Below are 15,355 nucleotides of genomic sequence, written 5' to 3'. Positions count from 1 at the left end.
GGAAGGTCAAGATGAAAGCAGCAGTAGTCAACGAGTTCCATCAAAAGCTGGAAGTAAAGGAAGTCGCCATTCCAGAGGTCGGACACGGTGAGGTTCTGGTAAAAATCAAGACGTGTGGTGTCTGCCATACGGACCTGCATGCGGCACACGGAGATTGGCCTGTAAAGCCAAAGCTGCCTTTGATTCCTGGACATGAGGGCGTAGGTGTTGTCGAAAAGCTCGGGGAAGGTGTTACCTCGCTGAAAATTGGTGATCGGGTAGGCATTCCGTGGCTCTTCTCCGCTTGCGGCGAATGCGACTACTGCCTGACAGGCTGGGAGACACTGTGCTTGCAGCAGTTAAACGGGGGCTATTCCGCAGACGGTGCTTATGCCGAATATTGCGTGGCACCTGCTGCTTATGTCGCGCGGATTCCTGATGAGCTGGGCGATGTGGAAGCAGCGCCGATCCTGTGCGCTGGGGTAACCACGTATAAAGCATTGAAGGTAGCAAACGTGAAGCCGGGTGAATGGGTAGCGATCTACGGCATCGGCGGCTTGGGGCATGTGGCTCTCCAATATGCCAAGGCGATGGGCTACAACGTCGTAGCGGTCGATATTCACAAAGAAAAGCTGGACTTGGCCAAAGAACTTGGGGCAGATGTGACAGTAAACGGCAGTGAGGTTGATCCGGTACAAGCCATTCAAGAGCAGGTGGGCGGTGTCCACGGGGCGATCAGCGTGGCAGTTACCAAGAAGGCGTTTGAACAAGCGTACAAATCCGTTCGACGCGGCGGCTCTCTCGTCGTTGTTGGCTTGCCGAATGCAGAGCTGCCGATTCCGATTTTTGACACGGTGTTGAATGGCGTGACGGTGAAAGGCTCCATCGTGGGGACGCGCAAGGATATGCAAGAAGCACTTGATTTTGCGGCACGTGGCAAGGTTCGCGCGATCATCGAGACGCAGCCGCTGGATCAGATCAACGATGTATTGGAGCGTTTGGAAAAAGGTCAAATCAATGGTCGGGTTGTTTTGACGATGGAGTAATGGAAGGATAGGTGAAGCTGTTGTCAGGCTATGCTTTTCTTAAGCATTGTCCTGACGACAGCTTTCTTTTTATAAAAGGAGCTCAGTGGGGGGAAGAAGCGAATTTCCAGTCTACGCTTCGGCCTACGCCCTGCAAGGCGGGGAGACTGTCCGCTCAGGAAGAAATAGCGGGAGCGCTTCAAACGTAGAAATTTCGATGAGGTAATTCATAAGTGAAGCTTAAATTCTCCGCCATTTCTTCCTAAGCCGGGCCGGGCTCCAGAAGCGCTTGGACTGGAAGTTCGCTTCTTCCTCCCACTTCTTCACTTTGAAATCCGATAGACAGAAAAATCCTGATATGATTAGAGCAATGACTTGAATGCCAAGAAAAGCTGTCTGCATAATGGTAGTAACACTGAATCAGTAAAAAGTGTAATCTATTTAAAAAATGATTCAAATCGATTATATCATTCGTGGTTTATTGTGCTATCATATCCATAAAAAGGAATCATCAGGAGGGTGTATTTGCTGTGATTTCAGAGGGAAAGACCTTTGGGGGCATATTACGAGTATATCGAAATAGAGCAAACTTAACACTGACTGAGTTATCAGAAAGAACAGGTGTAGCTTCTGGAACCATTAGTAAGATAGAATCCGATGCATTTACTTTACCAAACATGCAGCATGTTATGAAACTGGCAAAAGAACTAGATATTCCACTCTATACAGCGATCGTACCCTATTTACATAAAATTAAGCGCGAAGCGACACTTCGGACTCTATTAGAGGCTGTGATGCAAGAGAAGAATGTAGTACTTACCAACAAAGTCGCTTTGCAATTGCTAAATTGTCCCAAAAGCAATACGTTTCTTTCTTTAGACTATCTGTATCAAACCGCCGGAACGGAAGCGAATGAAGAACTGCGCTTGGCTCTTTATGACGTGATCTGTGACTACTCACGTGAGAATGGAATTCCTTTGTATCTGGCAAGATCGCTTTTCCAACGATACATGATTCGACGAGAAAATCTAAGCCAGCTAGATCAAACCTATGTAGAGGGTAAGGAGCTATTACACTATACATCCTATCTGCATATCAATGAGCGAATTTTGGCCTACTACAAATTTTCCTTCCATGCATTGCGTCTAGGATTCTATTCAGATTGCATTCATTTGTGTAAACAAGGGCTTGAAATCGATCATAGTCAGAGTGAGCAAAAAGCAGCAGCGATCCTTGCGATCATCATTTCCTATTTTGAGCTGGAAGACTATACATTGGGACATTTTTATCTGGAGAGATACGAAATGTTCGATTATCCCGAGGTGCATAAACATGCAAGACATATTCGGGGGAAACTATACGGAAAGACGGGGAAATTTGATAAAGCCATTCCGGTATTACAAGAGTGTCTTGCGCAACAAGCACAGGATGACAAAATTGTGATCGCGAATGATTTGTTGGAGATTTATCTCCAGGTAGGGGAAGAAAAGAAAATTCGTGAACTATTTTTGGCAGAAGCATCGATTTTGCCAGAGAATTTAACTACTCCGAATCAATACAATCAAATGGGACTGTATTTCCGAACGAAGGGCATCTTTTACATTCAAAAAAACGAAGTAGACCTGGGAATCGATAGTCTTGTGGAGAGCGTGAATTATTATCGGGCAATCAATGAGATAAAACAAGCAGATAAGAGTCTTAGTGTTCTTTTTGAATTCTATGTGTCACAGAAAAAAAATCTTCCTGTTGGTATACTCCATAAATTGGTAAACGTGTATAATGGAAGTAGTAATCATAGATCCAAACAGGAGGTATAGGTCATGAAGAAATGGATATTGTCTTTGTGTATGTTAACCGCCTTCATTACAATGCCAGTTTTAGTAGAACAACCAGCCAAGCAATCTAATCTATTTATACAATATGGCTGGCCGGAGCCTTGGTAATCATCTTTTATTCTCTGACAGTAGAAACATAAGCAACATACTGAACCATACAATCAATGCCCTCCAATTGGAGGGCATTTCTTATTCGTACAAAATGTTTCATGCACGAAGAAATCCAAAGCTGTACAGAAGTCGGAAGACAACTTTTACTTGAGTAATTTGTTATAATTAATTATAACTAGTTATATATAGTTATAATTGGTGTGGGGGTAGCGGATGCAGATGGTGACGACGACGATGGTCGATTCGCAAAAATTACGGATGGTGGTTAAGCGGATGGAGCCTCATTTGATCCGCAATCAAGCCAATATGGAGAAGCTTTTGAAAATGCTCATGATCTACGATGTTTCGAACGGCGATATCAAAGAGCTTTGGAGCGAGCTTGAAAGCAATGAGACGTATGAAGCGAAAGTGGCTCATGCCATTATTCGTCTGAGCAACCAAATCGAAATCTAAATGACTACCATATGCTGTGTCCCGTACGGACTGGCTATGGTAGTTTTTTCATGCTTTCGCACACAATGGGCGCATATGCCATAGGCTGTTGGTAGCTTTTTTGCTGAGGTGATACACATGAGACCCCCGGATAATCAGCCAGATTTTATCGGTGCCCTTCTAAGTATGTTCCTTGGAGTCGTCATATCATTCGAGGCCTATCGTTTGGAGGCATTTTCGACATCCTTGTACGTAGGGGATCACACGCTGCCTGCGATTCTCGGCTTATTGTTTTTCATGCTCGGAGGTGTGCTGCTAATCCAATCATTTCGTGTGACTGAGGAAGCCTCTTCGCCAAATCCCGGACCGCTTTTTCCTGGGAAAAGGCTGCGCCTGCTGCTTTGCTTTTTATTCCTGTTGCTGTATGTCTGGCTGCTCGGCGCGATCGGCTACACAATGGCTACGCTATTTGTCTCCTTTGCATTTTTTATACTGATCGGCAGCTATCGGTGGCGTACGTCGATCGTGTACTCCGTCCTTTTGACAGGGGGGCTGTATGTGGTGTTCATCTACTCGCTGCATATCACGCTGCCTGGAGGAGATTTGTTTTAGAGCAAGCATGATAAGGAGGTGCTGATCATCGAGACGTTCCAATTACTACTGGCTGGCTTTGCTTCAGCCCTTACGCCGGAGCATTTGCTCATGGCAGCACTCGGCGCTCTTATTGGCACTTTTGTAGGTGTATTGCCCGGCCTCGGTCCCACCTCTGCCATCGCGATTCTGCTTCCGGTGACAGCCGTACTGGAGCCGACACAAGGGATGATCATGCTGGCAGGTATATATTACGGTGCCATGTACGGTGGCTCGACGACAGCGATTCTGCTCAATATCCCGGGGGAGCTATCATCAGTTCCCACGTGTCTGGATGGCTATCCGCTCGCGAAAAAAGGGAGAGGTGGGCCGGCATTGGGGATATCCGCAGTGGCTTCGTTTGGTGCAGGGGTACTGGGGGTCATCGGTCTTGTATTTTTCGCTCCGATTCTGGCAGATCAAGCGCTAAAATTCGGACCGCCTGAATATTTTGCGCTGATGATTTTGGCTCTCACGCTGATGGTCAGTCTATCAGGAGGATCATTGGTCAAATCGTTTTTGATGGGGGCGTTCGGCTATACGCTTGCTTTAGTTGGGCTGGGACCGTCCTCAGGAATGCCGCGCTTTGATTACGGCGTCCCCGCGTTGGTCGGCGGCTTTGACATGATTAGCATTATTATCGGATTGTTTGCGATTACGGAAGTACTCAAAGGGATTGATGAAAAACGCACAGCCACCCTGATTGGCAAGCCAGGCAGCGTCTACCCGAAAAAGGAAGACCTGAGAGCAAGTGCCGGGCCCATGTTAAGAGGCGGGATTGTCGGCTTTTTTCTTGGATTGCTGCCGGGCTGTTCGGCTGCGATCACGTCGTTTTTGGCGTACGATATGGAGAAAAAACTATCGAAGCATCCCGAAAAGTTTGGTCAGGGAACGATCGAAGGGGTGGCGGCACCAGAAGCAGCGAATAATGCGACGAGCAGTGCGGGCTTCATCCCGCTTTTTTCGCTCGGGATTCCATCCTCACCGCCACTGGCGATTTTGTTGGCAGGCTTGATGATCTACGGATTGACGCCGGGCCCTGTTTTGTTTGAACAAAATGCGAGCTTTGTCTGGACGGTCATCGCCTCGATGTTTGTGGGGAATGCGATGCTTCTCGTGCTGAACCTCCCGATGGTCTGGGTGTGGGTCAAATTGACGAGGGTGCCATATGGCATCATGGCTCCGATCATCTTGATGTTCTGCACGATTGGGGCATACAGTGTCCGGAACAGTATGTTTGATGTGTGGGTAGCGTTTTTGTTTGGTGGACTTGGGTATGTTTTTTCCAAATATAAATGGCCCGTTGTTCCGCTGGTGTTATGCTTCATTCTGGGACCTCTTCTGGAAGAATCATTTATTCAAACGATGGCGATGGGATCGGGTGATCTCAGCATTGTTTTGTTTCGGCCGCTATCATTGACCATATTGCTGGCAGCAGGAGCACTCTTGATCATCTCTATGATGCTGAACCGCCGGACACAACAACGGTTGAAAGAAGAGCGAGATCGGGGAGTAGATGTCGCGTAGGGAGGATAATCATTGAAAGGGTATAAACAATGGGCGGCTGTCATGATGTCACTGCTTTTGGGGGTAGCCGTCAGCGCATGTGGAAATCAAGGTACAGCCGAGTCGGCCTATCCATCGAAGCAGGTGGAGTATATCGTGCCGTATTCTGCCGGGGGCGGGGTCGATCTCGTAGCCAGAGCGGCAGCAGATTATTTGAGCAAGGAATGGGGGCAGCCCATCGTCGTCGTCAACAAGGCGGGAGGTGGTGGGGCGGTAGGAGCGGAGTATGCTCTAAAGCAAGCGAAAAACGATGGCTACACAGCTCTTGCTGTCAATGTATCCAATACCACGATGCTCGCTGCTGGCATGAAAACACCGCCGATTACAAACGAGGATCAGGTCTATACAGCTAGGATTGGCAAAGGCACGCTTGCTTTTGCCGTTAAAGCCGATGCGCCTTGGAAAGACTTCGCTGAATTTTCCGCGTGGGTGCGCGCGAATCCAGAGCAGTTAACATGGACTTCTGTAGGCCCAGCAGGCTTTTCCGCTTTTGGGGTAGCAGAGTGGCTGGATGTGATTGGAGCTGACTTCGCCAAGACGAGAATGATCGTGACGAAAGGCGCCTCCGATTCTGTCCCGAAAGTCGCTGGAGGGCACGCAGTTTTAGCGGTGCATACAGTGGGAGAGATCATGCCGATGCTGCAAGCGGGCAAGGTCAAAATCCTCGCCGTATCTGGTGACACGCGAAGTCCCTTCCTCCCTGACGTCCCGACTGCGGAGGAGCAAGGGATTCAAGGCTTGTCGGTTTTCTGGTGGACGGGAGTGTCTTTTGCCAAAGGAACGCCGGAGTCGGTTATCCGCAAATGGGAAGAAGCGATTGCCAAAATGGAAAAGGACCCAGCCTTTTTGCAAAAGCTGAGTGAAATCCAAGTGGAGCCGGCATATGCGGCAAGTGAAGCATTTACGAAGGAAACACAGACAGAAACGACGTACTACTTGGAATTGGCGACCAAGAAGGGCATTCGAAAATAAGAGTGACGAAAGAAAAAAGGGAGAATGGCCTGTAGCTGTTCTCCCCTTTTCCATCTATCTATTTAGGTATCCGTTTTTCGTACCTGAATTTATAAAAACCATTCGCTGCGTTCGGTTCAGTCTCGCCGACCTTTTTGTAACCGCATTTCTCGTAAAAGTGTTGGTTGCGTACGGCTTCATAGCCAGTATCAAGCGTCCACTTCTTGATGTGTGGATACGCGGCCTCCATGAACTGCATGGTTTGGCTGCCGATACGCAAGTTTTGCTTATCAGGATCGACATAGATGATCCCCAGCTCCAAATGCTCATGATCGACTGGAATGAGGCAAAAACCGCCGACGATCTGGTCATCCAGCAAGATCGTATAGTAATGGGCCTTTTGCATGAACAAAATATGCTGGTCAGGCTGGTCATGTCCGGCAGGGCCCTCTCCGTACTTTTGGACGTCTTCTGCGAAGCAGCGAATAGCAATTTGGGTGAGTTGCTCTGCGTTCGCGGGGACAGCCTTTTTGAAAAAAACCATAGGACTCATGAGATCATCTCCAGTTCGTCTGACTAATGATTAGTAAAATTCTCCTATATAGCAGACGGATGAACCCACAGATTGGTTACCCACTTATTTTTCTCATGAAGCTTTCCAACGGTCCTCGCTCGAACCAACGTCTCCATATAAGCGTGAGCACAATGGAAAAGAGGAAGAATCCTACGGCGTAGAGCATCGCAAAAGCGAGGGTTTGATTTTCAAGCCTGCCAGTGAAGGCGAGGAATCCGAGCCCGATAATAATATGGCTGACGTAGTGTGTCAGTGTCAGCTGTCCGGTTTTTACCCATGTCTGCGTAAACCAGCTGCTTGCGAATTTTTCCGCAAAGCTGACGCACAGAAGGATGATGATGACAGCGGTGCTTGAGCTGGACAGCACATAAAACAGGTTGGGTGGAACTGGTTTCGTTCCCCATAAAAATAGGGCCATCTCGCTTCCGACGATCGGAATAGAGAGCTTGATCAACCCATATGATAAAACTTCCAAGCTGACGAACAGGGCAGTTGCCCAGCCCAACATTTTTTTGCGTACAGATCGATCGAGCAGGTTTCGTCGACCCAGCCATAAGCCGAGAAGGAAAAAGCACATCCATGGAAATACCGGGTGATAACCGTTGTACAGCAGGTTGCGCAAGAATCCTTCGACTGTCCAAAAATCAAGGTACTCGATAAATAGTTGCCTCGGGTCCCACCCTTGCAAATAGTTGAGCGACAACTGTAGCGTTTGAGCTGTGAGCAGGATGCCGCTAAATGCGAGAAGAAGCGTTTTTCCAGATACGACGAGGAGGAAAGAGGCGATGAGCATATAGACACCGTAGTAATGCAGGATGTCACCGCTCCAACCGCCGAGATAAAGCAACATCCCGGTCACAAATAAAAACAAGGAGCGGTTCCAAAGGACGCGGCGGCTAGTCTGCAAGAGGGTCGAGTCGCCTGAGATCCTCGCTTTTTTTGTCATAAACGCAATGCCAATTCCCGCTAAAACAACAAATACGGTAGATGCTCTGCCTTGAAACAAACTGGATAAAGCAATGAGCCAGTCAGGTCCGTTATGTTCTGCGTTCAAGATGACGACGTAATTGACGATCATCATGCCCAGCATGGCCCACGCCCTCGCAAAATCGAGACCAATGACTCTGGTAGAAGACACTTTCATCCGGGTTTTTTCCTCTCCACTTTTATTTACTTACCGGTAAGTAAAATATAATGGGTTAGATTGTAAATAGCAAGCACTAAAATGTTGGAGATGGAGAAGCACAACTGTCCTTTGCCCGGACACAGATGTCTCACACCTGTCTGGATTTGAGAAGGTGCAGACTGCTTGTCACTTGTAAAAACCACGTACGACGAGGGGGAACTCGGTTGGTATCCAACTTGCAGAGCTTTTTTCTGAATGCGGATGCAATTGCAGAGGAAGGGAGAGAATGGCTTGGATATGCGGGAAGTGGTTGCCATTGTAACGGGTGGTGCTTCCGGTTTGGGAGAAGCCGCTGTGAGGAATGTAGTTCAACACGGGGGAAGAGTAGCCATTCTTGATTTAACGGTAGAGAAGGGGCAAGCGCTGGCGAATGAGCTGGGGCGCGAGAATGCTTTGTTCGTGCATACGGATGTCATGAGTGAGGTGAGCGTACGAGAGGCAATCGATCAGGCTGCTGGCACATTCGGTACGATTCACGCCGTGGTTAACTGTGCGGGCATCAGTTTGGCACAAAAAACGCTGTCGCGAAGCGGGCCACATCCACTGGAATCCTTCAGCAAAGTCATTTCAGTCAATCTGATCGGTACTTTTAATGTCATTCGGTTGGCAGTGGAGCAAATGGCAGGAAACGAGCCGAACCAACAGGGGGAGCGGGGTGTTATCATCAATACCGCATCGGTGGCAGCTTTTGAAGGGCAGGTGGGGCAGGTTGCCTACAGCGCCTCCAAAGGCGGAATTGTAAGCATGACCCTGCCGCTAGCAAGAGATCTGGCTTGGTATGGCATACGCGTGATGGCGATTGCTCCGGGCCTATTTGACACGCCGATGTTCGATCAGCTCCCGCGCTCTGAAAAAGCTGCGTTGGGTGCGACTGTTCCTTTTCCCGCTCGCATGGGTGATCCGCAAGAATACGCGATGCTCGTGAACAGCATCATCACCAATCCGATGTTGAATGGAGAAACGATCCGGCTGGATGGGGCAATCAGGATGGGACCGAAATAATTGAAGGCGATCTGCTGCACTTCGCCTGAAGCACTCCGACATGATGATCTAATGGAGTATGCAAATGCAAGAACATATCGAAAAGTTCCGTTAATCAACAGGGCTATTTTCCAGCAGCGAAATTTCTTGGGCTTTCAGAAGAGCCTGTGTGCGATTGGTGACACCGAGCTTGCCATATATCCGATGCAAATACACCTTGACCGTCCCGAGTGTATTCCCTAGCTCATCGGCAATCATCTTGTTGGATGCTCCTTTGGCCAGCATGGAAAGGATGATCATTTCTTTTCCGGTTAGCGGCTCGATCAAAGGAGCTTTTCTTTTCTCTATTTTCTTAGGGAAAAGGGATAGCAGTTGATTGACATGCGCAGCCGATACGGACGGACCTGGTTGTTGGGACCGTTTTTTCAAGCGCAGCTGGTAATCGTGCAAGAGGTGAGACATCGCCGTTCCTTCGTCCAGAAAGCTACGGACGTAGCAGTTGTTTCCTCCAATCAAGAGGGCTTCGTGGAGGAAAGCCAGCGCTTCCTTTTTGTTGCCGGACTGCTGGTGGGCAAGCGCTTGCAGAATGGCGATGTCTACCTGACTGATCAACAGCTCCTCGCGAATACTGGATGGCTTTAGGAGCGTTAAAATACGCAAGGCTTCCTGTTCCTGCTGCTGGGCGAGCAGCAAACGGACATAGGTCAAAACCTCTAATTCTCTCTGAATGCTAGGCTGATTCAATATGGAAGGGGGAAGCTTGGACAACTCCGTTTTCGCCAAAGCGATGTCCCCTTCCTGGATCGCGATGTGTGCGAGAAATGCTTGTAATGGGTTTAACCAATACGAGACACCCCAGCCTGCGACTGTTTCCCGTGCCTCTGAAATGATTTTTCGTGCCGCAGCAAAATTCCCCTCCACTAGCTTGTGCTTGGAGTATGTCAACGCATAGGGGACGAGCAGGCCTGGGATTTTCTTTTGCAGTGCGACCAAACGAACTCGCTGAAGATGATCGAGGCTTTCTTCCAGCCTGTTTTCCTCATACAGCCCCTCCGCCAATGCCTGAACGACATACAGATTGATCAAGGAATCCTTCCAGCCATGTGCTTCGAGTATGCCGGAGAACTGCTTGCCAACAGCCTCTGTCTGATCGGACAGCATCCCTTTTAACCCGAATCGCGTACGCCGAATAAAGGGCTCAGTCGTGTTGTAATTAAAATGGTAAAATAACGGGCTCTCTGGCAGCTCACCACTTAACTGTGATGAACTGGCAATCCAGCTCTCAAAATCTCCGGTTGCAAACACTAGATTCGCCCGCACAAAAAACAGCCCGCTCAAAAACTGTTGATGCTCCGTCGAGTCTTCTAGGCTCACAGCGCTTTGCTCCAATTGGGTGAGGGCGAGCTCTGCCCGGTCCGTATAACCGCAAGCAACCAAGAGGAACACATAGAGCAGGCGAAAAAGTGGTGAGAAATGGTTCGCGTGATCAGGGATGCTGTCCAGCGTTCTGAGAAAGCTGGAAAACTCGCCGCGTTGGAGCAATACCGGAATATGTTGGGCAAGGAAGCTTGCAGCCAGCGTGTAATCGGCAGCGGCAATCGCATGATCGATCGCTTCGTCCATCATTCCACGCTCCGCATAGCTCTCACTGGCTAGTCGGTGCAGCTCACGTGCTTCACCGGGAGTTGTCTGCTCCAATTGACTGCGCAAAAAATCGGCAAACAAGTGATGGTACCGATACCACGTCCCGTAATCATCCAGTGGGATTAAGAAAATGTTTTGGCGGTGCAAGTGGGTCAGCATTTGTTGGCACTGGGGCAGGCCGGTGAGAGCGTGGCACACGTGAGCGTCCATTCTCGCCAGCACAGAGGTTTTGAGCAAGAAGCTGCGCTCCTCTTCCGGAAGTCGCATGATCACTTCATGAAACAAATACTCCGAAATATTGCGATGAGAGCCACTAAATCCGGCAAAAAATTGATCGTGATTCTCCGTATTCACCAGTGAAATGGCTGCGAGCTGCAAGCCGGCGACCCAGCCCTCCGTACTTTTCACCAGTTGTTCAATTTGCGTTTCGGTCAGTGGCAAATCGTGAACCTGCCGGTAAAAGCTGTCCGTCTCTTGTTGACTGAAAAGAAATTGTCCCGCCTCAATGTGACATACTTCATGGCGTACGTTCCATTTGACAGTAGAAAAAGGCAACGAATTGCGACTGGCGATGTACAGATGGACGTGACTCGGGACATATTCCAAAAAATAAGCAAGACTGTTGTGAATCGTCTCATCCGAGATCACGTGATAATCATCGAGAATGATAGCAAGAGGCTGTGTCGTAGCAGCGAGTTCATTGAGCAGACAATCGATGAAGGTAAAGATCGAGGTATGACTGGTTGCCTTCATGGCGGGTTCCATTCGCTCGGAGAGTTCAGTGAAGTCAGATTCAGACAGCGTAAATACGATGTATCTCCAAAAGCGAATCAGGTCATTATCCATCTCATCGAGTGAGAGCCATACGGTGGAACCGCCGTATTGATGAGCCCATTGACTGAGCAAGGTTGTTTTTCCATAACCGGCTGGGGCGTATAGTGTAGTTAGTCGGCATTGCAGACCAGCGTCCATTTTTTGCAGCAGTCGGCTCCTATGAACGCTATTTGACCGAACGGCGGGCATTGCTGTTTTGGTTTTCAGCATAATGGAATGATGGAGCATGTTTGTACCGTCCTATGTATTAGAATCTTACGTGTCCATTATACTGGTTATCGGCAAAAATCGACATTTGGAAAAGGAAGGAATATTTTGACTCGAGGAGCAGGACCCAAACCGCCATCTTTTGCATGCCCGTCACTTTTCGGCGAGAAATTTCCACGGAAGCCAGACATGCTTCAACAGGCTTCACATCCCGCGGCTTCTAGAATGGAAGCAAAAAAGAGAAGTGGGCGAAAGAGGCATGAAAATTGGACGATGGAAACACGCCGTAATCGTGGTAGCTGCCGTGATGCTCTGTATTGCGATGGGAACGGAATCTGGCGCCGTCCAGGCGAACAGCGAAGAGGATGTGCAAGAGCAGGATTCTATTCAGGTTGCATTTGTCGGGGATATGATTTTGGATAAGAGCGTTGGGAATCAGATCGGGCGTCACGGCGTAGATTATCCGTTTCAAAAAACAGCGGATTTTCTCAAGCAGGCAGATCTGACGATTGGCAATCTAGAGACACCCGTCAGCACGCGGGGGCGTCCGGAAAAAAAGGAATATACCTATCGTGCGAAGCCAGAGTCATTGAAGGGGCTCGTGAACGCGGGCTTCGACGTGGTCAACCTGGCAAATAATCACTCGCTGGATTATGGACCAGACGCGCTCTCTGACACGATGGTGCATTTGAAAAAGGCGAAGATCGGTTACGTAGGGGCAGGGAAAAACGAGGAAGAAGCATTCGCTCCCTACATCCAAACGATCAAGGGAAAACGCGTGGCAGTCATCGGGATCAGCCGTGTCCTTCCTAATGAGCGTTGGTATGCGCGAAAAAACAAGCCAGGTCTCGCACATGCCTACTCGTACGAGCCGATGCTGTCCCATGTAAAAAAGGCAGTGGCGGAGTCAGACATTACGATTGCGGTCATGCACTGGAATCAGGAATATAAGGATTACCCAGAACCTTATGCGCGTGAGATGGCGAAAAAGCTGATCGACAGCGGTGTGGATGCAATAGTCGGGTCGCACAGCCATTCGATTATGGGCGTTGAGTTTTATAAAAAGGCGCCGATCTATTACAGCGTAGGAAATTTTGTGTTTACCACCTCGCGCAATCCGAAAGGTCGCGAAGCCATGATGGTCCAACTAACATTTACAAAAGACGGGAGCAAGAGCCGCGTGATCCCGGTAAAGCTCACGAACGGTCAGCCTGCTCCGATGGACGAGAAAAACAAACAGAGGATCATCGACAAGCTCAACCGCATTTCCTATGGGGCGAGCATATCCGAAAAAGGGGAAGTAACCGAGTCTAAGCCTCAATAGCGAGTCGCCGCATCATTTCTCTGCGTGTGAAACCAAACATTAACTAAGACAGGCATTTGCCTGTCTTTTTCTATTTTCTTACCAAAATATCCGAATGCGCTAATTAGACTCCAAAAATAAAGTTTTCTTAGTTCTTTATTCTGAAAGCTAAAGACCACATGCTAAATACGTACGAGCTACATTTCATATTTGGAAATTCATTTTTGTTGAATGAAGGGATTTCCTGTGATTTAAATGACCATGAGCCAGTTTTTACCTCTGTCTAAAACGTGAAGGTCGTTTATGGTACTTCTGAAATAAGTTTATTGCCAATTTCGCGAATCAGTACCTTAAACTGAAGGGAACACGCTTTCAAAGTTTGCGGACTAAAACCCAGCATGCGTTATCGGCCTCATACAACGTCCAGATATCAGTCATTTTCATAAAACAAACCCCCTCCCAAGGCTAATTTCTATTAGCTTCACTATGTTGGGGAGGGATTAATCCGTATTTCGAATTTGTTGAACTAGTGATACCCGTTAGTTTAATACTGCTTAAGGCACTCCTTAGCTCTTTATAGACACATCTTTTTCCAATGTTAATTCATGAAATGATTTCATACGTAGTTGTAAAAATGGGGTAAACAATAATGTACAAGCCGAAGCTAACAATCCAATGCCACCCGCAAATAAAGCGAACCGCAAACCCATTGCCCCCCCTATCATTCCTCCAATTAACGAACCAAGCGGTAAAGAACCCCACGAGATAAATCGAAATGTAGCATTCACGCGACCTTGCAGGGCATCGGGTACAATTACTTGACGTAAACTGATGGTACTAATGCTAAACATTGAGACACCCATTCCGAAAAGAAGCTGTCCGAGCATCATAATCAACGCAATACTTAATTCTGATCCTACTGCTAATGGAGCAAGCAAACCGCCACTTGCTGCTATCGTAGCGGAACCCACTATTGTTGGACCTACTCCAAAACGACGTACAGCCCTTTGGGCAAGCAGAGAGCCAAATAAGTACCCTACTCCTAGCGTTCCATAAATGATGCCAAGAATGTTCGCACTGATTTTGAGTTCTTGCGATGCATATAGAACATAAACACTAAAAATAACATTCCAGGAAAGGTTAAAGACTGTTGAGCAGCGCACCACTCCCCACAACAACGGTTTTGTGTAAACCGTATGCAGCCCTTCTTTAATTTCCAGCCACATGTTTTTTTGTTTTTTCGCATCTGTCACGACTGTCTCCAACTTGCGAATCCGGGCTATATACACAGCGGATACAAAAAAGGATACCGACGTGAACAATATTGCAAAAGGAGCGGTGATTAACTGTTCCAGTCCACCTGATAAACCCGGCCCAGCAATTTGTGCGGTAGATTTACTTGTCTCTAGTTTGCTATTCCCATCAACAAGCTGCTCCTTGCTCACAATGGAAGGCAAAAAGGATGTATAGGCAACATCAAAAAAGACAGTACAGATACCCACTATGAAGGCTATCAAATATAGAACTGTCATATTCAGGAATCCAGTTAAGGCTGTCAGAGGCACAATGAGCAGTAATGCACCCCTGAAAAAGTTAGCGGCGACAAGAATTGGTCGCCGGGGAAATCTGTCTATCCATACACCAGCCAGCAAACCGAAAATGATAAATGGCGCATACTCGGCAAAACCAAGCAACCCCATTTGCATGGGACTGGCCCCTAAATAGAGAGCTGCCACTAATGGCATTCCTAATAATGCAACCTGAGTCCCAAACTGTGATGCAGTTTGCCCAATCCAGAGCCTGCGAAAATCTGTGTTAGTTAACAATCCTTCCACCTTGTTACTCATGCTCGTTCCCCCATTCTTCGTCACATTTTTAGTATAGGGGAACTTACGTTTCAAGATCTTGCGCTTTCATTATCGCAAATGTTGGATGATTTATTTTGTTATGCAGGCCTATGTCTGCTTTTTTCGTTTATAATGCCATACAATTACACCTCGGTTCTGCCAGTATCGTTAAAATATTTGAACTTCACTTAATCTACCCTTTTTATTCAATAAATATATGGCTTGAAAATAAAAATAAGCCGAGGAAAAA

13 protein-coding genes are annotated in these 15,355 nt (G+C 47.8%); 9 read left to right on the top strand and 4 right to left on the bottom strand.

Annotated elements, in window-relative coordinates:
- Positions 1-11: 11 nt before the first annotated feature.
- The 7 genes from adhP to C7R91_RS25715 all read left to right on the top strand — a co-directional run bounded on the left by adhP (position 12) and on the right by C7R91_RS25715 (position 6,550).
- Positions 12-1,025 (top strand): alcohol dehydrogenase AdhP, encoded by a 1,014-nt coding sequence (adhP, locus tag C7R91_RS25745; protein WP_047074185.1) that lies wholly within the window; start codon positions 12-14, stop codon positions 1,023-1,025.
- Between the two features lie 509 nt (positions 1,026-1,534).
- A complete protein-coding gene (locus C7R91_RS25735; protein WP_047074184.1) occupies positions 1,535-2,821 on the top strand; it encodes a helix-turn-helix domain-containing protein in 1,287 nt (428 codons plus the stop codon).
- A gap of 3 nt (positions 2,822-2,824) precedes the next feature.
- Complete coding sequence (locus C7R91_RS29840) at positions 2,825-2,947, top strand: hypothetical protein (protein WP_255322501.1); 123 nt, start codon at positions 2,825-2,827, stop codon at positions 2,945-2,947.
- Positions 2,948-3,163: 216 nt separating this feature from the next.
- Complete coding sequence (locus tag C7R91_RS25730) at positions 3,164-3,403, top strand: HD domain-containing protein (RefSeq protein WP_047074182.1); 240 nt, start codon at positions 3,164-3,166, stop codon at positions 3,401-3,403.
- A 117-nt stretch (positions 3,404-3,520) separates the two neighbouring features.
- Positions 3,521-3,994 (top strand): tripartite tricarboxylate transporter TctB family protein, encoded by a 474-nt coding sequence (locus C7R91_RS25725; RefSeq protein ID WP_047074180.1) that lies wholly within the window; start codon positions 3,521-3,523, stop codon positions 3,992-3,994.
- 18 nt (positions 3,995-4,012) lie between these two features.
- The gene (locus tag C7R91_RS25720; protein WP_083995233.1) at positions 4,013-5,539 is read left to right on the top strand and encodes a tripartite tricarboxylate transporter permease; all 1,527 of its coding nucleotides are present in this window, start codon (positions 4,013-4,015) and stop codon (positions 5,537-5,539) included.
- A gap of 12 nt (positions 5,540-5,551) precedes the next feature.
- Positions 5,552-6,550 (top strand): tripartite tricarboxylate transporter substrate binding protein, encoded by a 999-nt coding sequence (locus C7R91_RS25715; protein ID WP_236697976.1) that lies wholly within the window; start codon positions 5,552-5,554, stop codon positions 6,548-6,550.
- 58 nt (positions 6,551-6,608) lie between these two features.
- On the opposite strand, the gene C7R91_RS25710 is transcribed toward C7R91_RS25715, so the two are convergent.
- The gene (locus tag C7R91_RS25710; protein ID WP_047074177.1) at positions 6,609-7,082 is read right to left on the bottom strand and encodes a GNAT family N-acetyltransferase; all 474 of its coding nucleotides are present in this window, start codon (positions 7,080-7,082) and stop codon (positions 6,609-6,611) included.
- A 76-nt stretch (positions 7,083-7,158) separates the two neighbouring features.
- Positions 7,159-8,247, bottom strand: coding sequence for a DUF418 domain-containing protein (locus tag C7R91_RS25705; protein WP_047074176.1), 1,089 nt, complete (start codon positions 8,245-8,247; stop codon positions 7,159-7,161).
- 273 nt (positions 8,248-8,520) lie between these two features.
- Here C7R91_RS25705 and C7R91_RS25700 point away from each other — a divergent pair, with 273 nt between their 5' ends.
- Entirely contained in the window at positions 8,521-9,291 is a 771-nt protein-coding gene (locus C7R91_RS25700; RefSeq protein WP_047074174.1) for a 3-hydroxyacyl-CoA dehydrogenase, read from the top strand.
- Between the two features lie 90 nt (positions 9,292-9,381).
- On the opposite strand, the gene C7R91_RS25695 is transcribed toward C7R91_RS25700, so the two are convergent.
- Entirely contained in the window at positions 9,382-11,976 is a 2,595-nt protein-coding gene (locus C7R91_RS25695) for a winged helix-turn-helix domain-containing protein (protein ID WP_047074173.1), read from the bottom strand.
- 238 nt (positions 11,977-12,214) lie between these two features.
- Between C7R91_RS25695 and C7R91_RS25690 the strand changes: the two genes are divergently transcribed.
- Entirely contained in the window at positions 12,215-13,279 is a 1,065-nt protein-coding gene (locus C7R91_RS25690) for a CapA family protein (protein ID WP_047074171.1), read from the top strand.
- A gap of 545 nt (positions 13,280-13,824) precedes the next feature.
- Here C7R91_RS25690 and C7R91_RS25685 read toward each other — a convergent pair.
- Positions 13,825-15,105, bottom strand: coding sequence for an MFS transporter (locus C7R91_RS25685; RefSeq protein ID WP_047074168.1), 1,281 nt, complete (start codon positions 15,103-15,105; stop codon positions 13,825-13,827).
- Between the last annotated feature and the right edge of the window lie 250 nt (positions 15,106-15,355).

This window comes from Brevibacillus formosus, from assembly GCF_003013405.1.
GTDB classification, from domain to species: domain Bacteria; phylum Bacillota; class Bacilli; order Brevibacillales; family Brevibacillaceae; genus Brevibacillus; species Brevibacillus formosus.
Note: the sequence above shows the minus strand (reverse complement) of the source record. Positions and strands in the feature narration are given on the sequence as shown.